This is a genomic window from Nocardioides albus, assembly GCF_014648255.1.
GTDB classification, from domain to species: domain Bacteria; phylum Actinomycetota; class Actinomycetes; order Propionibacteriales; family Nocardioidaceae; genus Nocardioides; species Nocardioides albus.
The window spans coordinates 124,541-145,268 of sequence record NZ_BMQT01000012.1; the positions used below are offsets into that span (position 1 = coordinate 124,541).

24 protein-coding genes and 3 tRNA genes are annotated in these 20,728 nt (G+C 69.0%); 10 read left to right on the forward strand and 17 right to left on the reverse strand.

Annotation, left to right across the window (positions count from 1 at the left end; all coding sequences use genetic code 11):
* Positions 1-119: 119 nt before the first annotated feature.
* Complete coding sequence (locus IEY84_RS22965; RefSeq protein WP_183549668.1) at positions 120-1,031, reverse strand: AraC family transcriptional regulator; 912 nt, start codon at positions 1,029-1,031, stop codon at positions 120-122.
* Between the two features lie 73 nt (positions 1,032-1,104).
* Between IEY84_RS22965 and IEY84_RS22970 the strand changes: the two genes are divergently transcribed.
* Together IEY84_RS22970 and IEY84_RS22975 are read left to right on the forward strand one after the other, a co-directional pair.
* The gene (locus tag IEY84_RS22970) at positions 1,105-1,890 is read left to right on the forward strand and encodes an NAD(P)H-binding protein (protein WP_183549665.1); all 786 of its coding nucleotides are present in this window, start codon (positions 1,105-1,107) and stop codon (positions 1,888-1,890) included.
* On the forward strand, positions 1,890-2,327 hold the full coding sequence (locus tag IEY84_RS22975) for an anthrone oxygenase family protein (protein ID WP_183549661.1): 438 nt from the start codon (positions 1,890-1,892) through the stop codon (positions 2,325-2,327). Before IEY84_RS22970 ends, IEY84_RS22975 begins: the two co-directional genes overlap by 1 nt.
* On the opposite strand, the gene IEY84_RS22980 is transcribed toward IEY84_RS22975, so the two are convergent.
* Positions 2,324-3,685 (reverse strand): serine/threonine-protein kinase, encoded by a 1,362-nt coding sequence (locus tag IEY84_RS22980; protein ID WP_183549658.1) that lies wholly within the window; start codon positions 3,683-3,685, stop codon positions 2,324-2,326. The genes IEY84_RS22975 and IEY84_RS22980 overlap by 4 nt on opposite strands.
* A 70-nt stretch (positions 3,686-3,755) precedes the next feature.
* Between IEY84_RS22980 and IEY84_RS22985 the strand changes: the two genes are divergently transcribed.
* Entirely contained in the window at positions 3,756-4,124 is a 369-nt protein-coding gene (locus tag IEY84_RS22985) for a hypothetical protein (RefSeq protein ID WP_183549655.1), read from the forward strand.
* 61 nt (positions 4,125-4,185) lie between these two features.
* On the opposite strand, the gene IEY84_RS22990 is transcribed toward IEY84_RS22985, so the two are convergent.
* A tRNA-Arg gene (locus tag IEY84_RS22990) sits at positions 4,186-4,258 on the reverse strand.
* A 107-nt stretch (positions 4,259-4,365) separates the two neighbouring features.
* Here IEY84_RS22990 and IEY84_RS22995 point away from each other — a divergent pair.
* Positions 4,366-5,412, forward strand: a complete 1,047-nt coding sequence (locus tag IEY84_RS22995) for a TrmB family transcriptional regulator (RefSeq protein WP_229788939.1) — start codon at positions 4,366-4,368, stop codon at positions 5,410-5,412.
* A gap of 12 nt (positions 5,413-5,424) precedes the next feature.
* Here IEY84_RS22995 and IEY84_RS23000 read toward each other — a convergent pair whose 3' ends face one another.
* The 3 genes from IEY84_RS23000 to IEY84_RS23010 all read right to left on the reverse strand — a co-directional run bounded on the left by IEY84_RS23000 (position 5,425) and on the right by IEY84_RS23010 (position 6,410).
* A complete protein-coding gene (locus IEY84_RS23000; protein ID WP_183549652.1) occupies positions 5,425-5,607 on the reverse strand; it encodes a hypothetical protein in 183 nt (60 codons plus the stop codon).
* A gap of 179 nt (positions 5,608-5,786) precedes the next feature.
* Positions 5,787-5,880, reverse strand: a tRNA-Ser gene (locus IEY84_RS23005).
* A 44-nt stretch (positions 5,881-5,924) separates the two neighbouring features.
* A complete protein-coding gene (locus IEY84_RS23010; RefSeq protein ID WP_183549649.1) occupies positions 5,925-6,410 on the reverse strand; it encodes a hypothetical protein in 486 nt (161 codons plus the stop codon).
* Between the two features lie 98 nt (positions 6,411-6,508).
* Here IEY84_RS23010 and IEY84_RS23015 point away from each other — a divergent pair, with 98 nt between their 5' ends.
* Entirely contained in the window at positions 6,509-6,814 is a 306-nt protein-coding gene (locus IEY84_RS23015) for a hypothetical protein (RefSeq protein ID WP_229788940.1), read from the forward strand.
* A gap of 14 nt (positions 6,815-6,828) precedes the next feature.
* Here IEY84_RS23015 and IEY84_RS23020 read toward each other — a convergent pair.
* The 4 genes from IEY84_RS23020 to IEY84_RS23035 all read right to left on the reverse strand — a co-directional run bounded on the left by IEY84_RS23020 (position 6,829) and on the right by IEY84_RS23035 (position 9,823).
* Positions 6,829-6,916: transfer RNA gene (locus IEY84_RS23020), tRNA-Ser, on the reverse strand.
* A gap of 43 nt (positions 6,917-6,959) precedes the next feature.
* Positions 6,960-7,190, reverse strand: a complete 231-nt coding sequence (locus tag IEY84_RS23025; protein WP_183549643.1) for a biotin/lipoyl-binding carrier protein — start codon at positions 7,188-7,190, stop codon at positions 6,960-6,962.
* 49 nt (positions 7,191-7,239) lie between these two features.
* On the reverse strand, positions 7,240-8,961 hold the full coding sequence (locus IEY84_RS26835; protein ID WP_229788942.1) for a hypothetical protein: 1,722 nt from the start codon (positions 8,959-8,961) through the stop codon (positions 7,240-7,242).
* A gap of 85 nt (positions 8,962-9,046) precedes the next feature.
* Entirely contained in the window at positions 9,047-9,823 is a 777-nt protein-coding gene (locus IEY84_RS23035) for a carbon-nitrogen hydrolase family protein (protein WP_183549640.1), read from the reverse strand.
* 106 nt (positions 9,824-9,929) lie between these two features.
* Here IEY84_RS23035 and mobA point away from each other — a divergent pair, with 106 nt between their 5' ends.
* From mobA to IEY84_RS23050, 3 genes are all read left to right on the forward strand, one after another.
* Positions 9,930-10,499 (forward strand): molybdenum cofactor guanylyltransferase, encoded by a 570-nt coding sequence (mobA, locus tag IEY84_RS23040; protein WP_183549637.1) that lies wholly within the window; start codon positions 9,930-9,932, stop codon positions 10,497-10,499.
* 160 nt (positions 10,500-10,659) lie between these two features.
* Positions 10,660-11,634 (forward strand): NAD(P)H-quinone oxidoreductase, encoded by a 975-nt coding sequence (locus IEY84_RS23045; protein ID WP_183549634.1) that lies wholly within the window; start codon positions 10,660-10,662, stop codon positions 11,632-11,634.
* Positions 11,635-11,648: 14 nt separating this feature from the next.
* Entirely contained in the window at positions 11,649-12,242 is a 594-nt protein-coding gene (locus tag IEY84_RS23050) for a bacterial proteasome activator family protein (protein ID WP_183549631.1), read from the forward strand.
* 102 nt (positions 12,243-12,344) lie between these two features.
* Here IEY84_RS23050 and chrA read toward each other — a convergent pair whose 3' ends face one another.
* Positions 12,345-13,481: a chromate efflux transporter gene (chrA, locus tag IEY84_RS23055; protein WP_183549628.1), complete on the reverse strand. Its 1,137-nt coding sequence runs from the start codon at positions 13,479-13,481 to the stop codon at positions 12,345-12,347.
* Between the two features lie 164 nt (positions 13,482-13,645).
* On the opposite strand from chrA, the gene IEY84_RS23060 reads away from it, so the two are divergent.
* Positions 13,646-13,861, forward strand: a complete 216-nt coding sequence (locus IEY84_RS23060) for a hypothetical protein (protein ID WP_183549625.1) — start codon at positions 13,646-13,648, stop codon at positions 13,859-13,861.
* Between the two features lie 280 nt (positions 13,862-14,141).
* Here the strand turns inward: IEY84_RS23060 and IEY84_RS23065 are convergent, their stop codons facing one another.
* Genes IEY84_RS23065 through IEY84_RS23075 form a run of 3 tightly spaced genes read right to left on the reverse strand, consistent with a single transcriptional unit; the run spans position 14,142 to position 15,716 of the window.
* A complete protein-coding gene (locus tag IEY84_RS23065) occupies positions 14,142-14,729 on the reverse strand; it encodes an NUDIX hydrolase (RefSeq protein ID WP_183549622.1) in 588 nt (195 codons plus the stop codon).
* A 25-nt stretch (positions 14,730-14,754) separates the two neighbouring features.
* On the reverse strand, positions 14,755-15,084 hold the full coding sequence (locus IEY84_RS23070; protein ID WP_183549619.1) for a YnfA family protein: 330 nt from the start codon (positions 15,082-15,084) through the stop codon (positions 14,755-14,757).
* Entirely contained in the window at positions 15,081-15,716 is a 636-nt protein-coding gene (locus IEY84_RS23075; protein WP_183549616.1) for a histidine phosphatase family protein, read from the reverse strand. Before IEY84_RS23075 ends, IEY84_RS23070 begins: the two co-directional genes overlap by 4 nt.
* 129 nt (positions 15,717-15,845) lie before the next feature.
* Between IEY84_RS23075 and IEY84_RS23080 the strand changes: the two genes are divergently transcribed.
* Positions 15,846-16,796, forward strand: a complete 951-nt coding sequence (locus tag IEY84_RS23080) for a helix-turn-helix transcriptional regulator (RefSeq protein WP_183549613.1) — start codon at positions 15,846-15,848, stop codon at positions 16,794-16,796.
* Between the two features lie 95 nt (positions 16,797-16,891).
* Here the strand turns inward: IEY84_RS23080 and IEY84_RS23085 are convergent, their stop codons facing one another.
* The 3 genes from IEY84_RS23085 to IEY84_RS23095 all read right to left on the reverse strand — a co-directional run bounded on the left by IEY84_RS23085 (position 16,892) and on the right by IEY84_RS23095 (position 20,536).
* A complete protein-coding gene (locus tag IEY84_RS23085) occupies positions 16,892-18,310 on the reverse strand; it encodes a cytochrome P450 (protein WP_183549609.1) in 1,419 nt (472 codons plus the stop codon).
* Positions 18,311-18,406: 96 nt separating this feature from the next.
* A complete protein-coding gene (locus IEY84_RS23090) occupies positions 18,407-19,654 on the reverse strand; it encodes a hypothetical protein (RefSeq protein WP_183549606.1) in 1,248 nt (415 codons plus the stop codon).
* A 159-nt stretch (positions 19,655-19,813) separates the two neighbouring features.
* Positions 19,814-20,536 carry a TetR/AcrR family transcriptional regulator gene (locus IEY84_RS23095; protein ID WP_183549603.1) on the reverse strand — a complete coding sequence of 241 codons (723 nt, stop codon included), beginning with the start codon at positions 20,534-20,536 and terminating at the stop codon, positions 19,814-19,816.
* Positions 20,537-20,728: the final 192 nt, after the last annotated feature.

Genomic DNA, 20,728 nt, shown 5'->3' on the forward strand with positions numbered 1-20,728 from the left:
AACCGGTATCACAACCAGCCACTCACCGTGGCACAGCGTTCAGCGGCAACCAATCGCAAACGGGGTGAATCGAGGGTGAACCAGGGGTGAGATCGGTGTGAGGCGCACTAGCCAGGGCCTCAGGCGGCGTGACGGCTCCGGTAGGTGGTCGGCGAGGTGCCGTGGTGACGCTTGAAGGCCGCGCTCAGGGCGAACGGGTTGGCGTAGCCGACGCGTCCGGCGATCGCCGAGAGGGTCAGGTCCGTGCCGACCAGCAGGTCTGCGGCCAGAGCGAGCCGCCACCTTGTCAGGTACGCAAGTGGTGGCTCCCCGACCTGCTCGGTGAAGCGTCGAGCCAGTGCGGCTCGCGAGAGACCGACCTGCTCACCGAGGCCGGCGACGGTCCAGGGCAGCTCGGGGTGCTGCTCCATGGCACGCAGCACCGCGGCCACCGCGTCGTCGGCGGGAAGGGCAGGCGAGTCCGCGAGCACCTCCCGCACGGCTTTGACCACGAGCACGTCGAGCAGCCGGTCGAGCAGCGCCGCCTGGCCGGCCTCCTCACGCACCAGCTCTGCCGACAGCAGGTCGAGGACCGCGTTGTCGAAGCCGCGCAGCACCACGCTGGTCGGCAGCCGGGACAGCAGCAGCGAGCCCACGGATGTCTCGCGCTCATAGGTCCCGATGAGCATCACTGTCGCCTCCGGCGAGCGGCTGTTCCCCCAGGTGCGTACGCCCAGCGCCAGCTCCTCGGCCAGCAGAGCCCCGTTCGGGTCGACACAGACCTGGCCGGGCAGGATCCGAATGTCGGCGGCGCGATCGGCCGAGTCGGCGATGACATAGGTCGCCGGCCCGCGGCACACGATCACGTCGCCCGCCGCCACCTCCTGAGGCCCGTCGCAGCCGGTGAAGACCGCCTCGCCGCGTGCGATCGCGATGACCGTGAGCGGCACCTCGTCCTCGGCAGTGATCGACCACTCCCCGGCGAACACCGCCTTCAACAGGAAGGCGGCTTGGGCCCGCGGGCCGTCCATGAGCAGATCGAGTGACGACATGGTGAGACGATAACGCATGCTCGATGGAGCCGGACGTATTCCGTCGTCGCTCTCGACGGGCCAGATTAGAGGCATGACAACACTCATCACCGGCGCCACCGGCAAGACCGGCCAGCGCGTCGCCCACCGCCTCCAGACCCTCGACCACGACGTACGTGCCGTCACCCGCCACTCGACACCCCGGTTCGACTGGCACGACCAGGCCACCTGGTCCGAGGCCGTCGACGGTTGCGCGTCGGCCTACCTGACCTTCCAGCCCGACCTCGGCCTGCCGGGTGCCGACGAGATCATCGGCGCGTTCGCCGCGCAGGCGGTCGCCGCGGGCTGCAGCCGGCTCGTGCTGCTCTCCGGCCGCGGCGAGGACGGTGCCCAGCGAGCCGAGCAGGCGATGATGGCCTCCGGCGCCGAGTGGACGATCCTGCGTTCGGCCTTCTTCCTGCAGAACTTCACCGAAGGTACGTTCGCGGACGAGCTCGCGGCCGGGTCGCTCACCATGGTCGAGCACACCGTCGCGGAGCCGTTCGTCGACGCCGACGACATCGCGGACGTCGCCGTCGCGACCCTCCTCGACGAGGCGTACGTCGGTCGGGTCCTCGAGCTCACCGGGCCGCAGCTGCTCACCTTCGAGGAGGCAGCGCACGCCATCGGCGGGCCCACCGTGACGTACCGCTCCATGCCGACCGAGGACTACGTCGCGGTCCTGACCGCGGCCGGGTTGCCGGCGCCCGACGCTGCCGGGCTGGCGTACCTCTTCGAGGAGGTTCTCGACGGCCGCAATGCCTACGTGAGCAGCGACGTCGAGTCGGTCCTGGGCCGCGCTGCTCGAAGCATCGATGATCTGGACCGGGGTGAGCGGTGATGAGCGAGGTCGTCCTCACCGGCGCGAGGCTGCTCAACGGCGTCACCGCCGGCATCTACATCGCCTTCCTGGTCGCCTTCATGTCAGCGCTGCACGGCCAGCCCGACGAGGTCTACGCGCGGGTCATGAACCGGCTCAACGTGGTCATCGTCAACCCGGTGTTCCTGGCCTTCTTCCTGGGCGCCCCGCTCCTGGCCCTGGTCCTCCTCGGATGGCACCGGGGCCCGCTCTCCATCACTGCCGCCTGCCTGGCCATCGCCGCCGTCGTCATCACCGTCGCGGCGAACCTGCCGCTGAACGACGCCCTGGCGAACGGTGGCGCCGTGTCCTCGTTCGAGAGGCCGTGGCTGATCTTTCACACGCTACGAACCCTCGCCGCGACCGGTGCCTTCGTCCTCCTCAGCCTGCCCGGGGTGGTCACCCGGATGCCGGGCTAGCAGCAGACGACCTGCTGCACCTTGAACAGAGTGTCTTCCTGGCGCTGCATGTTGACGTAGCCCTGGTCCACCCAGACCACCCGAAAGAGCCCGTCCCCGAGGTCCTCGACCCGACGCTCGCCGTCGGCGTCGAGGTCGTCGAGGATGTGGTAGTAGAAGCCGTCGCCGCCGTTGGCATCATCGGTGCAGTCCCAGGCGGCCGGGTCGTCGAGGTCGGGGATGTAGAGACCCGCGGCCTCGCAGTCACCTGCCTGCAACGCGTCGACGAACCGGACGGCCGCCGTCTCCGCTCCGCTGACCGGCTTCGCACCGGCGGTCTCCTCGCCGTTGGCCGGATCCTCGGCAGGACCGCCACGCGTGACGAACCAGGTCGCGGCACCGCCGAGCACCAGGGCGATTCCGACGGCCGCGGCGACGAGGACGGCACCACGCCGACGACTTGCCGGCCGCTGCTGGGGCTGGGGCGGAGGCGGCGGCATGGGTGTCGACTGCGCCGGCCCCGGCGAACGAAGCACGGTCGACGCCTCCGACGGAGGAGGTACGGCGACGGCCCGGCCCTCGGCGGCGGCGGTGAGCGCTGAGGCGAAGCTCCCCGCGTCCGGCCAGCGGTCCTCGGCCCTCGGCTCCAGGGCGCGCATGATCACCGCGGACACGGTCGCCGGCACCGCCGCGACCGTGCCGAGGTCGGGAACCCGGGACACGACCGTCAACGCCGGTGCGGGCGAGCGGCCCGCGAACATCGCCCACGCGACCGCACCCAGGCTGCGTACGTCGGCCCGATGGTCGATCGGCAGTGACTCGTCGAACTGCTCGGGCGCCATGTAGGCGGGGGTCCCGATCTGTCGGGTCACCTCCGAGTGCTGGTCGAGCGCGCGGGCGACGCCGAGGTCGGCAACCATCGCGCGCAGCCGACCGTCGGACCCACCTGTGAGCAGGATGTTGGCCGGCTTCACGTCTCGGTGGATGACGGAACGCGCGTGCAGCGCGTCGAGGCCGGACGCGGCCTGCGTCACCAGGTCGGCGACCAGCGGGGCCGGCATGCCTTGCGGGTGCTGGGCGATCAGCTCCGCGACGCTGCCCGCATCGGCGTACGCCATCACGAAGTAGGGCGCCCCCGTCGGGGTCTCGCCGATGTCGTGGACCGACACGACATGAGGCGAGTCGACCGACCTGAGGAAACGCGCCTCCTGCAGGAACCGCTCCCGGATGTCGTCCGCCTGAGTCCATTGGGCGCTGAGCACCTTCACCGCGACGGGCGAGTCGAGGACCGGGTCGTGGTAGAGCCACACCTCGGCGAAGCCGCCGGAGCCGAGTGGCTTGACCTGGCGCAGGCGCCCGAGGATCTGGGGAAGGGTCACCGGGACATTATGAGACCGCGACCGTGGCGCCTGCCAGCGACCTCCTGGGCCGCGCCCCTATCATCGTCGGATGAAGGCGAAGGAGCTGGTGGGGGTCTACGACGCCGATGGCGGGCTGCTCGGCGAAGCGGCCTACGTGTGGGGCCGGCTGCGCGGCACCCGACACTGCTCCCTCTGCGACATCACCCACTCGCCCCTGCGGCGAAAGCCCAGCTGGGACGATCTCGTCGCCAGGCTCCCGGTTCCGTTCACACTGCTCCACCTCAACGAGATGCCCGCCGATGTCGCCGCCGTGATCCGCACGGCAGGCGCGCCGGCCGTCCTGGTCCGTACCGAGGCTGATCTGACCACCTTGCTCGACGCCGCCGACCTCGAGCACCTAGCCGGCGACGTGCAGCGCTTCGAGCAGCTGCTCCGCAGCCGCCTGGCCTCGCTCTGAGACCAGAAACGAGTGGGGAAAGGAGAAGGCCCATGTCAGCGACATGGGCCTTCGTGTTCTGCGCGCCTGTAGGGATTCGAACCCCAAACCTTCTGATCCGTAGTCAGATGCTCTATCCGTTGAGCTACAGGCGCAGTGTTACCGAAGCAACGTGTAGAAGATTAGCGGATGATGGTCCGTGACCAGAAATCGCCACGTGTGAGAGGATCTGGCGCCAGCCACAGCATCGGGGAGGTGGAGCGTGAGCAAGCGTCAACCCACGCCATCCGGCGAGGAGAAGAACGTGACCGACGGGGGAAACACGCCGAGAACGCGTGCACTGCTCGAGGCCAAGGGCATCGAGCTGTTCGAGCTCATCGCGGACAGAGGTGAGCTCCCCGCATCCGACGCGCGGATCAGCCAAGGCGGGGAGTTCGCCGACGCACTAGCTTCATTGATCGAGCTCGGATTGGTCCGCAAGGCCGGGGACGGCGATTCCAGCTGGGTTGCTGTCGACCCGGCAACCGTCCAGGCCCAAATCGTCGCGCCGATGACGCAGGAGGGCATCCGCCTGCTTCAGGAATCGGCCGAGTGGGCCACTCACTTCACCACCTTGCGCAGCGCGTGGCGACGTTCGGCCCCCGATGACGAGCGCGGCCCGTTCACCTACGTGCATCGCCCCGCGATCCAACCGTTCGTCGACTCGCTCGCCGCAGAGTGCGAGTTCGAGGCGCTCACCGCGCAGCCTCAGAACAGGAGGGCCGGCGGGGACGCGCTTGCAGAAGCGATCGCCAAGGAGCAGGCGATGATCAAACGTGGCGTCACGATGCGCACGCTCTATCAACACGCCGCGAGGCGCAGCAGCGAAACGAGGGAGTACGTCTCCGCGGTCGTCGCGGCGGGCGGCGAGGTCCGTACGCTCGATGAGTTCTTCAACCGGATGTTGATCTTCGACCGCCGGATCGCAGTCATTCCCAGCCCTGACGGCGTCGATGTCGCGGTAGCTGTTCGGGAACCGTCTGTCGTTGCCTACCTGGTCGATGTCTTCGAGCGTGCCTGGGAACGAGGGCGGCCGTTCGGACACGGCGACCCGTCCACGTTGAAGGACATCGCCAGCGAGCAACGGTCGATGACCCTCAGGATGCTCATCGAAGGGCATTCTGACCCGGCCGCGTCGAAGCGGCTCGGGGTCAGCCCGAGAACCTATGCCGGCTATGTCGCCGATCTCAAAGAGGAGTACAGCGTCGATACCCGCTTCCAGCTCGGCTACGAGATCGGACGAAGCGGGTCGAGCGCCATCGACGAGTGATGCCTGGGGCGGTCAGCCCCAGGTGATGTCCTTGGCCTGAAGGCCCCAAGTGATGTCGAGAGTCTGAACCGTCTCCGGCTGGGCGCCGAAGCCCCAGGTGATGTCTGCCTGAGCCGGCCCTGCGGGGAACAGCGTGACCGCAACCGTCGCCGCCGAGGCCAGCGCGATAGCTGCAGCAGTGCGTACGAGCTTCATGTTCTTCCCTTCCTGATCTCGAGGCCGAACCGGTGCCGAGAGGCCTACGGAATGATTATTGTGCAGGTTGGTGGGTTTCGGGTAACCCAAGTTCCGGCGTACGGACTTTCGCACTGCGCAAACTTGCAGGTCAGAAAGGCGTTTGGCCCCCTCATGAAGGGGGCCAAACTCGTTGAAACTGGCGGAGGCGGAGGGATTTGAACCCTCGATGGGGTTTAAGCCCCAAACTCGATTAGCAGTCGAGCGCCATAGACCGGACTAGGCGACGCCTCCATACCGCGCGATCAGGCTAGCAACACCTGTGCGCCTGGGACCAATCAGGAGGCTTCGGGAGACCCAGAGCTGGTGTCGAGGGGCTTGATCGTGGCCTTCAGATAGCCCTGGAGCTCGCGTACGAACTGCTCCCGGTCGATGCCGATGATGGTCACGGGGATCGTGGTCGCGCCGCCCTTCTTGAGCCGGAGCTCCAAGCACGGCGATCCGGCGGGCATCGTGGTCACCGCCTCCTGGATGTCGGCCCAGCGGGCCTCACGCACGCCGGCACCCCGCACGAACGCGACCCGGTAGCCCTGAGCGCTGGCGCGCAGGACGTACGCCTTGTTGCGGAGCCACCAGCCGAACCCGATCACCGCGACGATGCCGAGGACCAGCGGGACGAAGAGCCACGCGAAGTCGATCCGGGCCGCGATCACGACGGCCGTGCCGGCGAAGACCAGTAGTGCCAGGCCGACCACGGAGGCGCCGAGGAGGCGGGCCTGCACGGTCGGGGCCAGGCGGTAATAGGTGAGCTCAGCAGATGACACGTCCCCATTGTGGCCGACACGAAGCCCCTGAGCCGCATCGGCTTGCTCCTTTACGTGACCTAGGTCACACTTTGTTCATGACAGGTGTGCTTCCCAATATGTCGGATGCTCTTCGGGCCCTGGATACCGCCATCGCCGCTCCCCGCCCTGGGGCCAACGTCGGCCTCTGGCGCTGGTCGGTGCGTCAGCGCCTCGCCGGCGTACGCGAGGCGCTGATGATCCTCGACACCGGGCAGGAGTGGCATGCCCTCAGCGATGTCACCGCGCTGCGGGATCGAGGCACGCTGCTGAGCCGGCTCGCGGTTCTCGCCGACGACGTGCTCGACCGCACCGACATCGAGGATCTTCTCCTCGAGCTGCGGCGGTTGATGATCGACGTGGATCGACACCTGCAAGAGGTCTAGGTCTCGCAGGCAACTGGCAGAGGGGGCGGGATTCGAACCCGCGGTAGGTCTCCCTACGACCGCTTTCAAGGCGGTTCCGATCGGCCACTCCGGCACCCCTCCATGCGCCCGTGGGCGCGGAACCTGAGTCTAGTGCGCCTGAGGGTCAGGCGCTCAACTCGACCAGAACGTCACCCTCCTGGACGACATCTCCAGCGGCAACCTTGATCGCTACCACGGTGCCCGGCGCCTCGGCGAGGACCGGGATCTCCATCTTCATCGACTCCAGCAGCATGACGGTGTCCCCGACGGCGACCTGGTCTCCAGGCTGCACGCCTACGCTCATGACGTTCGCGACCATCTCGGCCGCGATCGTGGTGGGGGTTCTGCGGTTCATACCCCAGAACCTATGGGTTACCCGATGGTAGCCCTAGCCTGATGGCGTCTCAGAGCAGCGCGTGGGTGCGGCCGGGCTCAGGCCGGACGGCGCTGGCCTCGTCGGCCTCACGCACCGCCCTACGGCCACCGCCGGCGGCCGTCGAGCCGGTGAGGGCGAGGTCGATGCGAATGATGATGAAGGCGATCACCAGACCGATGGCGATGCTGTAGATGATCGAGAGCGCGGCCTCGGCGAGCCCGACATCGGGATTGAGGAACGTGCTGGCGACCGGTGCGGTGAGCGTGACACCGAAGAGGCAGACCCACCAGCCCTGACGGCGCCGAGCGCGCATGTGAGTGCCCCAGACCAGCGCAGGAACCCCGAAGAGCGCCTGGATCGGGTGCGGGTAGCCACCGAGGTGGATGCGGCACCAGCGCTGCATGTCGTCGATCGAGTCGATCAGGTCGGTGCTGCCGTAGCGGCGCAACATCTCGGCGTAGATCAAGGTGAGCGCGAGCATCAGGCCGCCGATACCGACCACGATCGCACCGCGTCGGCCGAGGCCGTGCAGGCCGGCACCGAGGCGGTAGACCGCGAAGAAGGCGATCGCGAGCGAGCAGGCGAGCGTGGCGTACTCGAACCGCGAGACCATCACGACCGGCTCGAAGCCGAGCGCGGCGAAGCTTCCGACCGCAGCGATACCGACGGCGATGAATGCCTCCCGGATCGTCTTCGGGAAACGACGCGACGGAACCGTGCTCATCACCGCGAGGACCGCTGCCACCGATGCGACCAGAACCGCTGCGCCCGTACGCAGCGCCTCGTTGTCCACGAGCACCACGACGATCCCGGCGACACCGGCCAGGGAGCCGAAGATGAGCGGCCTGCCGCCGGTGCGGTGGGCCAGCGCGAAGGTGTAGGCGGTGCCGACGACGGCAGCGCCGAGTCCGCCGAGGATCTGCGGGCCCAGATCGAAGGCGCTGACCGCGAGACCGAGGAGACCGACGGCGAGCGCGGCCAGCCAGATCGCCCGGATGGTGCCGGCGGTCAGGCTCTCGATGATGCCGAGGCCGGCACGGGCAGCGCCGGCACCGGGGACTCGAGGCTGAGCGAGGAACGAGGTCACCTTGGCCGCGGTGGCGGGGCGATCGGTCGGCTCCGGCTGGTAGGGAGCAGTCGGAGCACGGACCGGCTCGAGGTGGCCGGACTGGTAAGGGTCAGCCTGATAGACGGGCTGTTGCAGATGGGACGGCGTCTGGGGCGCCTGCGCCAGCCCGGTCATGCCGACGTAGGTCCCCGTGGTGGAGTACGCCGGCATCTGCCGCGCGCTCGGAGGGGGCGCGGTCGGCCCGCTCAGCGCGGGCGCGGGCTCGACGCGGAATCCGGACGTCGGGTAGTCGCCGTAAGGCGCCTCCTCCGGCGCCGTCCGCGCGGCGCGCTTGCCGGTGTAGCCGTTCGGCTCGTCCGGCTGCTCCACCTCGGCGCGCCCGGCGATCCGGCGGCCACCGCCGGTGGGCGGATCCTCCGAGGCGGGCTGACGCTCGTCGTACCACGTCTCGTCGGTCCAACCGGTCCCGTTCCAGCCTTGACCGTTGCCCTGCGCACCGAAGGGCGGGCCGGTCTCCTGGCTCGGTTCCTGGTAGCCGGACCAGTCCTCTTCCGGCCACTGGCCGTAGGCCAGCGCCTCGCTCGAGGTGGGCTCGACATATGCCGGTGTGGGCTCGCTGCGACCGGCTGCACGACGGCCACGCTTGCTCTTGTCAGCGCGACGACGGGGGGCTCGGTCCATAACAGGCGAGGATACCGGGGAAGGGGTGAACCTAACGAGTCATCGATATCCGTTTACCGCTGTGACGGGGAGTTGTTGACCAGGGTCACATTCTGCGGTTGACCAGGGACGGGTTGGTCCGTCGAGCCTCCACGAGAACGGCCCGGTCGATCGTCGCGGAGACGATCTCGTCACCGTCTCCGGCCTCCGCCAGCACGTCCCCGAGCGGGTCGACGACCATCGAGTGACCGCAGTAGCGCGGCGCCGACTGAGCGGCGGCCGCGATGAAGACGGTGTTCTCGATCGCGCGTGCGCGTACGAGGGTGCGCCAGTGATCGACCTTGCGTGGCCCGGCCACCCACGCCGCCGGCAGCACGATCAGCTCGGCGCCCTGCTCGACCAGCCGCCTGGCGAGCTCGGGGAAACGCAGGTCGTAGCAGGTCATCAGGCCCGTCGGCACTCCGCCGATGTCGACCACCACCGGTTCGGTCGCACCGGCGACGAGCGCATCGGACTCCTTGTAGCCGAAGGAGTCGTAGAGATGGATCTTCCGGTACGCCGCCTCCACCCCGCCTCGTACGAGCAGGGTGTTGAACGGGCGTCCGTCGGGGTCTCCGCTGGTCTCGAGCATCCCGGCCACCGCTGTCGTGCGCCGCTCCCGGGCCACCCGGGCCAGCTCGGTCCCGAAGGGACCGTCCTGGCTCTCGGCGAAGGAGCTCAGGTCGGACCCGGGCTTGCCGAAGTCGCGTGCGAAGACCTCCGGGAAGACGACCAGGTCACTGTCTTCCGGGGCGAGCTCCGCGAGGAGCGCCCGGTTGGCGTCGGGCTCGAGGCCCGAGGCGTGCTGCACAAGACTGATCCGGAGGCTGTTCCAGGTGGTCATATGTCCAGACTAGAGTCGGCCGCGTGAACGAGCGCCAGCGAGTGAGCCGTCGAATCATCGCGCCGCCGCGTCCGTATTCTGGCGCTTGCGCAACGGAGGTGGCGGCGTGACTGCCTGGGACGAATGGGAGCCGTACGCAGCCGTGCTGCTCGCCGGAGGACGCAGCTCGCGCCTCGACGGAGTCGACAAGTCGGGGATCGAGCTCGGCGGACGCACGATGCTGGCGTGGACGCTGGATGCCGTCGTCGACGCGATGGAGGTCGTCGTCGTAGGCGATCCGGTGCACACCGAGCGCCCGGTGACCTTCGTCCGCGAGGATCCCCGGTTCGGCGGCCCGGTCGCCGCGCTGCTGACCGGTGTCGACGCGCTCCTCACCCCCCGTGCGTACGTCGGGGTGCTCGCCGTCGACATGCCGTTCCTGCGCCCGCGGACGCTGTCACGGCTCCGCGAGGCGGCCTTCGGTCACGACGGCGCCGTGCTCGTCGGGCCGGACGAGCGCCGACAGCTGGCGCTGGTGCTGTCGATGGCTCGGCTCGCCGAGGTCCGCCCCGATCACGAGGGTCAGCACGGGATGCCGCTGCGCAAGCTCGTGGCAGACCTCGATCTCGTCGAGGTCCCCTCGGAGGGCGACGAGCACCGCGACATCGACACCTGGACCGACCTGAGGTCGCTCTGAGAATCGCCGCCGGCGGCTGGCGCGCGAGCTGTAACACGCTGTTACACCCACTATCCGGTCGTTCAGAACGACCGGATAGTGCTACGAACGACGTGTTACACGCCGCATGGACCCGCCAGCGCCCAGCTCCCCGCCACCATCGACCCCTAGTGTGGGAACCATGCGAGCCGTCGTAGCCGAGCAGCCCGGAGGGCCGGAGGTCCTCACCGTCACCGACCGCCCTGACCCGGAGCCCGCACCTGGCGAGGTCGTCATCGACGTCGCCGCCGCAGGGCTCAACCGGGCAGACCTGCTGCAGCGCCAGGGGTTCTACCCACCCCCGAAGGGCGCGAGCGACATCATCGGGATGGAGTGCAGCGGCGTCATCTCGGCGGTCGGTGACGGCGTCGAGGAATGGCAGGAAGGCGACGAGGTGTGCGCTCTCTTGGCCGGTGGCGGTTATGCGACGAAGGTGGCCGTCCCCGCGGGCCAGGTGATGCCGGTGCCCGAGGGCGTCGACCTGGTCACCGCAGCAGCGCTGCCCGAGGTCGCCACCACCGTGTGGTCCAACGTGTTCATGGTCGGCGGCCTCACCCCGGACGAGACGTTCCTGGTCCATGGCGGCGCCGGCGGGATCGGCACGATGGCGATCCAGCTGGCCAGCCGGCTCGGCGCACGCGTGATCACCACGGTCGGCTCGGCGGAGAAGGCCGAGCTCGTCAAGTCGCTCGGTGCCGAGGCGGTCATCAACTACAAGGACCAGGACTTCGTCGAGGTCGCCAAGGTCTACGGCGGCGCCGACGTCATCCTCGACAACATGGGCGCCAAATATCTCGCCCGGAACATCGACGCCCTCAACCCCGAGGGCCGGCTGGTCATCATCGGCATGCAGGGCGGCAGCAAGGCGGAGCTCGACATCAACTCCCTGCTCCGCAAGCGGGCCGCGGTGATCGCCACCAACCTTCGCGGGCGCCCGGTCGAGCAGAAGACGGCGATCTGCGCCGAGGTCGTCGAGCACATCTGGCCGATGGTCGAGGCCGGCGACGTGAAGGCGGTCGTGCAGGACGTACTCCCGCTGGAGGACGCCGCCGAGGCCCACCGGCTCATGGAGTCCGGCACGCACACCGGCAAGATCCTGCTGACCACCGCACGCTAGGTAGGGTTGAGCCCATGACGCAGGAGCAGACCGGGGAAGTCGTGGTCATCGGCCCGGACGGGCAGCCGATCTCGGTGCCCGCCGACGTACTCAAGGACGCCACCGCACAGGAGGCCACCGAGGACGAAGAGCGCGACGTGACCGACCTCGTGGAGCAGCCCGCGAAGGTGATGCGGATCGGATCGATGATCCGCCAGCTGCTCGAGGAGGTGAAGGCCGCCCCGCTCGACGAGGCCTCCCGTAACCGGCTCCGCGAGATCCACCAGGCGTCGATAAAGGAGCTCGAGTCCGGGCTCGCGCCGGAGCTGGTCGAGGAGCTGGAGCGGCTCTCGCTGCCGTTCACGGAGGAGCAGATCCCCTCCGACGGTGAGCTCCGGATCGCGCAGGCGCAGCTGGTCGGCTGGCTCGAGGGCCTCTTCCACGGCATCCAGACCGCGATCTACGCCCAGCAGGTCGCCGCGCGCGCCCAGTTCGAGCAGATCCGCAAGGGCCTGCCGCCGGGCGTGAGCCTCTCCGCCGAGGGCCACCCCGCCCCCGGCCACGGTGGACCCCAGCAGCCGGGCGCCCAGCACGAGCACGGCGACTCCTCTGGCGGGCTCTACCTCTAGGCGAGGGCCCGGATGTTCACCGAGGTAACTCGGTGAACGCCAACCTCCTTCGTGGAGTTCCACGAGGGAAGTGAACGCTGACCGAGTTACCTCGGTCAGCATTTACGGCAGCGGCCCACCGGCCAGCGCAACAACCATCCCGACCCCCGCAGCGAGCAGCAGCGTGAGCACCACGCCGCGCTTCAGCAGCAGCAGGAGTACGCCGGCCGCTGCGAGCACCACCCACTGCCACCACTCGCTCGTCGCCAGTGCCAGCGGGACCGCGGAGCCGAGGATCGCGCCGATCGCGGCCGGTCCGGCACCGTCGAGGAACGCGCGGGTGAGCGGTGAGGAACGCAGCGCATCGAAGTGCCGACCGCCGGCGATGACCATCACGAACGACGGCCCGAACGCGATCACCGAGGCGACCAGCGCGCCGAGGAGCCCTGCCGCCGCGAATCCGACGACGGCGACCGTGTGGACGACCGGGCCCGGGGTGATCTGCCCGAGCGCGACCGCGTTGAGGAACTCGGCGTCGCTCATCCAGCCGTAACGCTCGACCGCGTCGGACTGCATCAGCGGGATGATCACGAAACCGCCGCCGTACGACAGCGCACCGACCTTGAAGGCCGTCCACGCCAACGGCGCGGTGACCGCGGCGGTGAGTCCACCTTGGACCAGGAACGGCAGGGTGAGGACGGACTGGAACGAGTTCGTACGCCACGGCCGCCGCATCGCCACCTCGACGAGTCCCGCACCGACGAGGACGAGGACGACCCACGCTCCCGTCGTCGCGGCGGCGATTGTCCCGATGACGGCGTAGACCAGCCACCGCGGACGCGACGGGGTCCGCTCGTAGGAGGACGGCACCAGCGCCCAGCCTGCCTGGACCGCCACGGCAGCGACGGCCGCACCGGCCCCCGCGCCCGCACCCAGCACCCACGCGGGCGGGTCACCGAGGAAGAGGGCCGCCAGCGCGAGGATCAGCACCAGTCCCGGGAGGATGAAGGCGAGGCCACCGACCACCGCACCGGGCGCGCCACCGACTCGCCAAGCCGTGAAGATCGCCAGCTGCGTCGAGGACGGCCCGGGAAGCAGGTTGCAGGTCGCGATCGCGTCCTCGAACTCCTCCGGCTCCACCCATCCACGGCGCTCGACGACGGTCTCCCGCAGCAGCCGGATGTGGGCAGGCGGCCCGCCGAACCCGATGACGCCGATCCGGCCCCACTCCCGAGTGATCTCGGCCAACGACGTGCTCATGACGCGCAGCGTACGGGCACGACCCGATGTTTCTCAGATGTGGATGTTTCGTAACTTCAAAGTGGCAAGAAGTCGCGTCATGACCTCGCTGTGGCCCCGTTTCTCTCACGTGAAGGCCGCCGGACCCGGACGGCCAGCGCCGTTCGCCGAGAAGAGGAAGAACCATGGCAACCACCACGATCACCGCACGTCACCGCAGTGACCTGACCGCCGTCGAGTCGATCCGCAACAACGTCCTCGACGCGGTCCGCAGCATCAGCAAGAACGACACCTCCGAGCACAAGCACCGCGGCGGGATGCCGCCGGCCGTCGGCACCACGATGTTCGGCGTCGCAGCCGTCGCCGCCATCGGCATCGTCGCGCTCGGGATCGTCCGCTGACCATGCGTCCTCATCGTCGGTCCGTCGCCCACAGCCTGAGGCTGTGGCTGGACTCCCTGCGCCGACCGAGGGGGCGGCACAGGGCACGGCCGGGGGGCCGCTCCACGGACTGAGTGTCGTCGCACGTAGCCGATCGGGGGATTCGCGCTCGAAGCGACGACACACACCAGAGATCTCGTCATACCGGGGGATATGGACCAGATCTCGCAAGAAACCGCAGCCGACCATTCATGGGGGATGGTCGGCTGCGGTGCTTCTCAGCACGGCCCGGGATCGTCCGTCAGGCCGGGACCGTCGACTCCTCCACGTGCCCACCGTCAGCCACCTCGGCAGGACCGGCCACACCTGAAGCGGCCTCGGCGCGGCGTACCTCCGCGTCCTTCCAGAGGTCGAGGAGCACCGCCGGCCAGATCTCCTCGTCGGTGGCGGCCAGCTCCTCCCGGGTCCACCAGCGGTGATCGGCCATGGTCAGGAGCTCCTCCTCGGTGTGGCCGGCGGTGGAGACCTCGAACTGACGCACCCAGCACGCGTAGAACATGTCCTCTTGGTCGATGACCACGTCGCTGTAGCCGTGCACCACGCGGCGCCGCATCGTCGGTCCGACCAGGTCTGCCTCGGTGATCCGGAGGCCGGTCTCTTCCTCGACCTCGCGCACCGCGGCCACCACGTCGCTCTCCCCCGGGTCGATCCCGCCGCCCGGCGTGATCCACCAACGTGCTCCCGGGACTCCCGGGTCGGAGTCGGCGAAGAGCAGGATCCGGTCGCGGTCGTCGATCAGGAGTACGCGGGCAGTCCTGCGGGTGCGGCGCGGCCGCTCCTCCGGAGCGACGGGGACGAAGGTGCGCGGGGAGTCTTCCTCGGAAGCCATGGCTCCATCCTGACCCACGCGCCCCTCACCCGCGGGGCGCATACATGATCACGCCCATCCCGGCCAGGCACAGCGCGGCACCGGCGATGTCCCAGCGGTCCGGCCGGAAGCCGTCCATCGCCATCCCCCACGCGATCGAACCAACCACGAAGACCCCGCCGTACGCCGCCAGGATCCGCCCGAAGTGAGCGTCGGGCTGCAGCGTGGCGACGACGCCGTAGAGACCGAGCGCGATGAACCCTGCCCCCACCCAGAGCCAGCCACGGTGCTCCCGCAGCCCCTGCCAGACCAGCCAGGCGCCACCGATCTCGGCGACCGCGGCCAGCGCGAAGAGCAGGAGCGAGCGGACGATCAAAAGCCGTCGCCGATCAGGTGGGCTCCGCCCAGCGGGTCGTTGTTCCAGGAGATCGTCGTCCAGCCCTCCTCGGGACTGCCCTCGATGACCGCCATGCCGGTGTTGCGGATCCGGTTGTCCTCGCCGAAGGCGGGCGACTGCGTCGTGCGCAGCCCCGTCCACATCCGGATCGCCGCGCCGTGCGAGACGATCGCGACCGTGTCGTCCGGCTCGTGCTGCTTGGCCACGGTCTGCACCGCGGCGTCGTAGCGCGCCAGGAAGTCGTGGCCCGCCTCGCCGCCGGGGACCGGGGTCTCGAGGGTCCCGCGGATCCAGTCGCCGAGCGCCTCGAGATAAGCCGTCACCGACTCCATGTCGGTGGCCATCTCCAGGTGGCCGGCGTTGATCTCCTCGAAGCCCTCCTGCACCACGACCGGCAGCCCGACGCGGGCGGCGAGCGGCTCAGCGGTCAGCTGCGTACGGATCAGGCGGGAGGCGTACAGCCCCGCGATCCTCTCCCCGGCCAGCGCATCGGGCACAGCCGCAGCCTGCGAGTGCCCGAGCTCGGTCAATCCGGCGCCCGGGAAGGCGGTGTCGAGCGCCCCCGAGACGTTGCTCGGGGTCTGGCCGTGTCTGATCAGCAGAAGTCTCATATGCCGGTAAGGGTACGGGCCCTCAGCCCCGCCGAGAAGTCACTTTGGACGGCCGAGACGTCACTCACGTCGGTCGAGGTGTCAGCGACTACGCTGAATCCGGACGAACTACTTCCGGGAGCCACCGCGATGGGACATGACGAGAGCCCGACCGCTCGGGCGCTGCTCACCCTCGAGCTGCTGCAGTCCTCCCCCGGCATCACCGCCGAACGGCTGGGCGAGCGACTGCGGGTCACCGAGCGCGCCGCCCGGCGCTACGTCGCCATCCTGCGGGAGGCCGGGATCCCGGTCGAGTCCGAGCGCGGCCCCTATGGCGGCTACCGCCTCGGCCGGGGGATGCGTACGCCGCTCATCTTCACCACCGCAGAGGCTCTCGGGCTGGTGATGGCCCTGCTCGACGGGCATCACGACATCGCCGACGCCACTGGCCCGGTCGGCAGCGCCGTCGGCAAGATCGGCAGAGTTCTCCCGGAGTCGCTGTCGCAGACGGTGGCTGCGGTGCGGCGTACGATCTCGGCGGTCCCGGACCCCAGCGCCGCGACCCCCGACCCGGACATCACCACCAGCCTGGTCCAGGCCTGCGACTCGCAGCGGCGGACCACCATCACCTACACGACCGAGAACGGCAACGAGCGGAAGATGGTCGTCGACCCGTGGGCGGTCGTCGTCCGTCACGCGCGCTGGTATCTGCTCTGCTGGTCGCACACCGCAGACGCGCGCCGGGTGCTCCGGGTCGACCGGATGAGTGCGGTCGACATCGAGGAGACAGACTTCGTACGTCCCGAGATCGATCCCGTCACCGAGGTCGAGGCGCATCTCGGTGAGGGCTGGGCCTACGCGGTCGAGGTCGTCTTCGACGCTCCGTTCGCGCAGGTCGACCGCTATCTCCCCCGCGTCCTCGGCCGCCTCGAGCCCACGGACGACGGTCGCTGCCGTCTCGTCGGAAGCACCAACAGCCCGGACTGGTACGCCCAAGAGCTGGCCCGTCGCGCCGTTCCCTTCCGCGTGGTCAAGGGCGACGAGGTACGCCGCTGCGTCGCCATCCTCGGTCAGCGACTCCTCGACGCCGCCCAGCGCTGACCGCCGAGACGTCACCCGCGTCGGCCGAGATGGCACCGGGGTGACGTCTCGGCCGACGGGCGTGACGTCTCGGCCTACGGGTGTGACGTCTCGGCCTACGGGTGTGACGTCTCGAGTGGCCAGAGCAACCGGGCGGGAAGGTGCGAGTAGCCGCGAAGGATGCGCGTGGGATGGCGCTCGCGATCACCGACGAGCTCCAGGTCGGGGAAGCGCTCGAAGAGGAGACGGAGGCCGAGCTCGCCCTCCATCCGGGCCAGCGCGGCGCCGAGGCAGAAGTGACGGCCGCCGGAGAACGAGAGATGCTCGCGGGCGTTCTCCCGGGTGACGTCGAAGGTGTGCGGGTCGGCGAAGACCTTCGGATCGCGGTTGGCGGCGGCCAGCACGGTGTTGATGATCGTGCCGCGCGGGATCTCCTGACCGGCGATGGTCGAGTTCCGGCGCGCGACCCGGCCGGTGAGCAGCACGGGCGGGTCGAGCCGCAGGATCTCGTCCGCCGCGTTCGACCACAGCTCGGGCCGTGCCCGAAGGATCTCGAGCTGGTCGGGGTTGTCGTTGAGCAGCGCGATGCCGTTGCCGATCAGGTTCACGGTGGTCTCGAAGCCCGCTGCGAAAACCAGACCGGCGATGGCCCGCAGCTCCTTGTCGCTGAGCCGATCGCCGTCGTCGCGGAGCGCGACGAGCTGGCTGAGCAGGTCGTCGCCGGGGTGCTCCGCGAGATAGGCCAGGTGGCCGCGCAACCAGGTGTCGAACTCCTCCAGCGAGGCTTCCATCTCCCGGAACGTCCGCCAGTCCAGCCCGATGTCGAGGCTCAGCGCCGCGCCCTTGCCGAGCTCGAGCATCCGTTCGCGCAGCTCGACAGGGACTCCCAGCACCTCGGAGATCACCGTGATCGGCAGCAGCCCGCAGTAACGGGTGACCAGGTCGACGCTCATCCTCGAGGCGGCGGCTTCCTCCTCGATGTCGTCGAGCAGATCCGCGGCGATCTGCGCGGTGCGGTCGCGGAGTTTCTCGACCGCCCGCACGGTGAAGACGCGGGTGACCAGCTTGCGATAACGGGTGTGCTCCGGCGGTTCGGTCGCGAGCAGCGACGGCGGCTGGAGCGGAGCGAACACGTCGCTGGCCGACCAGGTCGCCGCCCGCGCCAGCAGACCGGTGCCCGACTCGTCGGGGGCGAAAAACCCGGTGACGAAGTCGTTGCTGGTCAGCACCTCCTTGATGACCTCGTGATCGACCGCGAGATGGCTGAATCCGCCCTGATAGAGCGGCCCACGCGCGCGGAACTCCTCGAACAAGTCGACCAGGTCGAAGGTGTGCGACCCGGGCCCGCTCAGGATCAGGTCCCCCTGCAGGTCTCCCTTCCGGGCGGACCGGACGATGGCAGTACGCGGCAACCCATGCCCCAGCGCCCAGCGCACCCCCTGCTTGGCGGTGCGCTCCGCCGTCCCCAGCGTCCGGCCCAGCGTCCGTCCGGCAAGCGTACGAGCGCCGACGGGCGGCGTGATCTTGAGCGGCATGCGAGACCTCCGAGGCGCAGGAACACGTTCTCATGCAGCGTACGCCGCACCGGAGGCCGCCACATCCGACCGTGGTAGCAATTCAGCCCCGGCAGGTCAGCGCCGGATGAACTCCCGATCGCCCCGGGGCCAGGAGTGCGTGTAGCCGGTGACCTTCGTGGCGCCCTCGACCCGGACGCTCCACTCGGCGTGCCCCGAGGCGACCGGCTTGACCACGACGAGCTGGTTGGGCTCGGTGATCGTGACCGTACGCGTGAACCGTTCCGGCGCGCCCCACGGGTCCATCGCGATGTCGGCGGTCACCGGAAGCCTGCTGGCGTCGATCCGCAGACCGATGGCCTCGGTCATCGCAATCGCCTTCACCGACAACTTCCTGGTGGGCGCGGTCTCGGCCTCGGGCTTCTTGGTCGCCTTGGGCGTCGGCGTCGGGGTCGGGGTCGGCGTCGGTTCGACAGCGACCGAGGACGGCGGCGCACTCGGCGAGGTCGCCTCGGACGGTGCCTCGATGACCTCGTCGCTAGCCCCGGCGCTGGGCGCAGACTGCTCGCTCTGCGGCTCCTTCTTGTCGGCGGAGTCCGCGTCGGAACCGGTCACGACGCCGCGTACGACCTCGTAGACCAGGATCAGCAGGAGTACGCCGGCCACGACCAGCACCACCCGACCGCGACGCGTCATCCGGGAGCGCCGGTACGGACCCGGTTCGGTGTGGTGCAGCGGCACCAACGGCCCGGGCGATCTCTCGGAGACGGGCTCTGCGACAAGCACGTCTTCCCGGTCTGGAGCCCGGTCTGGAGCCTGGTCTGGAGCCTGGTCTGGAGCCTGGTCCGGCTCCGGGTCTGACTCCGGCTCAGTGATCAGCTCGGGAATCAGCACGGGAGCCGGCGGCGGCACCGTGGGCGGCGCAGGATCGGGCTCCGGCTCAGGCTCCGGTTCACGTTCCGGTTCAGCCGGCTCGGCAACAGGCGCCGGCACCGCCAGGACGGGCGGCACGTACGGCTCGGGCTCTGCCACCGGCTCGTCGACAGCCTGGACGACCGTCGGCGCCGCTGCGGCGGGGAGCCAGGCTGCGCCGGGGACCACGTCGGGCGAGAGATAGCCCCCGAAGACCTCGAGCGTCTCGACGTCGGTGACCTGACCGTCGGGATGGACGAGCATCCGGACCCGGGCCTCGTCGTCGGTGGCGACGACCTGGACGGGCTTGCGGCTCGGGCCGGCGAGCTGATCTCGCACGGCACGTATGCCTGCCTGGTGCGGGTCCTCTCCCCATGGACGATCCACCACCAAGCCGTTGAGCGTCGTCACCCCGCGATTGACGGAGAGGATGGCTGTCTGCTTCCGGGCCATCAGCGGCCTCCGGAAGGGTCATTGCACACGTGTGGGGGTCCTCGTGGTGGGGGAAGCGGACAAGGGCTCGGAAAGTGTGTCGGTCAAGCCTCATCGGGGCAACTCACACGCGCCGCCCGCGCGCACCATTTACTGTGTCGTCAGACTGGTCGGATCGTGTCAGGCGACCTCTCGGACCCTGTCCTCTCGGAAATCGTCGAGCATCTCCACGGCGATCTCGTTCGCAGCACGGATCTCGTCCTCGCCGACACCGCAGATCCGCAGGCACGAGGCCGCGATCGCCCACGCCTCCGGGCACGAGATCCGCCGGACCGGGTCCTCGGTGCGCATGTTGATGACGCCTTCGACCTGCTGGATGAGCATGTTGCCCAGCTGCTTCAGGCTGACCGCCGACAGCACGGTCTCGGTGGCCACCCTGCTGGCCAGATCGGCGTAGGCAGCCACAAGCGTGTCGTGCTCCTTGCGGAAGTCGACATAGACGTCTTCGTTGGTCACGTCCGGCAACAGATAGAGCATGCCGACGTTGTGCGGCACGTCCGCAAGAGTGCGTACATCGACGAGAACGAGCAGATAAAGAGCTGTCTCGAAGCTCAGCGGCGGCACCTGGTTGAGGATCTTCTCGACCTTGTCCGTGGTCGGCCGGACCGTGGTGCGGAGCAGCTCGACGAGGATCTCGTCCTTGCCGGCGAAGTGGTAGTAGAGAGAGGCCTGGCGGATGCCGACATGGTCGGCGATCTCGCGGGTGGAGGTCGCCGCAAAGCCCTGGGACACGAAGAGTTTCGCAGCGGCTTCGAGGATCTGCTCACGTGGTGAGGCGGTGCCCGAATCGGGCACATGCCTGGGGCGGCCGGGCCGAGAACGCCTAGTTGTCATGTACGTCATCTAAGCGCCCTCCCGAGTTTCGGGGAAGATTCGAAAGAGTCTTCTTCCCCTAGAGAATAGAGCCGAAAGTCCCGCCGGAAGGTTGATATCGCTGGTAACAAACGGTATGGCACAGCAACCTCCCGGACGATGAATTCCGACAGCATCCCGTCCAGTGTGACCGCAAGTCATAGATCTGCACAGGATCGTGTT

Bases quoted from the DNA above. Each gene is read 5' to 3' on its own strand.
- IEY84_RS23065 (WP_183549622.1), bottom strand. From the start codon at position 14,729: ATGGCTTCCGAGGAAGACTCCCCGCGCACCTTCGTCCCCGTCGCTCCG.
- IEY84_RS23090 (WP_183549606.1), bottom strand. From the start codon at position 19,654: ATGGCCCGGAAGCAGACAGCCATCCTCTCCGTCAATCGCGGGGTGACG.
- IEY84_RS23000 (WP_183549652.1), bottom strand. From the start codon at position 5,607: ATGAAGCTCGTACGCACTGCTGCAGCTATCGCGCTGGCCTCGGCGGCG.
- IEY84_RS23075 (WP_183549616.1), bottom strand. From the start codon at position 15,716: ATGAGACTTCTGCTGATCAGACACGGCCAGACCCCGAGCAACGTCTCG.
- IEY84_RS26835 (WP_229788942.1), bottom strand. From the start codon at position 8,961: ATGGACCGAGCCCCCCGTCGTCGCGCTGACAAGAGCAAGCGTGGCCGT.
- IEY84_RS23080 (WP_183549613.1), top strand. From the start codon at position 15,846: ATGGGACATGACGAGAGCCCGACCGCTCGGGCGCTGCTCACCCTCGAG.
- IEY84_RS23095 (WP_183549603.1), bottom strand. From the start codon at position 20,536: ATGACGTACATGACAACTAGGCGTTCTCGGCCCGGCCGCCCCAGGCAT.
- IEY84_RS23025 (WP_183549643.1), bottom strand. From the start codon at position 7,190: ATGAACCGCAGAACCCCCACCACGATCGCGGCCGAGATGGTCGCGAAC.
- IEY84_RS22975 (WP_183549661.1), top strand. From the start codon at position 1,890: ATGAGCGAGGTCGTCCTCACCGGCGCGAGGCTGCTCAACGGCGTCACC.
- IEY84_RS22965 (WP_183549668.1), bottom strand. From the start codon at position 1,031: ATGTCGTCACTCGATCTGCTCATGGACGGCCCGCGGGCCCAAGCCGCC.
- chrA (WP_183549628.1), bottom strand. From the start codon at position 13,481: ATGAGCACGTCGTTGGCCGAGATCACTCGGGAGTGGGGCCGGATCGGC.
- IEY84_RS23045 (WP_183549634.1), top strand. From the start codon at position 10,660: ATGCGAGCCGTCGTAGCCGAGCAGCCCGGAGGGCCGGAGGTCCTCACC.
- IEY84_RS23050 (WP_183549631.1), top strand. From the start codon at position 11,649: ATGACGCAGGAGCAGACCGGGGAAGTCGTGGTCATCGGCCCGGACGGG.
- IEY84_RS23085 (WP_183549609.1), bottom strand. From the start codon at position 18,310: ATGCCGCTCAAGATCACGCCGCCCGTCGGCGCTCGTACGCTTGCCGGA.
- IEY84_RS23035 (WP_183549640.1), bottom strand. From the start codon at position 9,823: ATGACCACCTGGAACAGCCTCCGGATCAGTCTTGTGCAGCACGCCTCG.
- IEY84_RS23015 (WP_229788940.1), top strand. From the start codon at position 6,509: ATGTCGGATGCTCTTCGGGCCCTGGATACCGCCATCGCCGCTCCCCGC.
- IEY84_RS22985 (WP_183549655.1), top strand. From the start codon at position 3,756: ATGAAGGCGAAGGAGCTGGTGGGGGTCTACGACGCCGATGGCGGGCTG.
- IEY84_RS22970 (WP_183549665.1), top strand. From the start codon at position 1,105: ATGACAACACTCATCACCGGCGCCACCGGCAAGACCGGCCAGCGCGTC.
- IEY84_RS23060 (WP_183549625.1), top strand. From the start codon at position 13,646: ATGGCAACCACCACGATCACCGCACGTCACCGCAGTGACCTGACCGCC.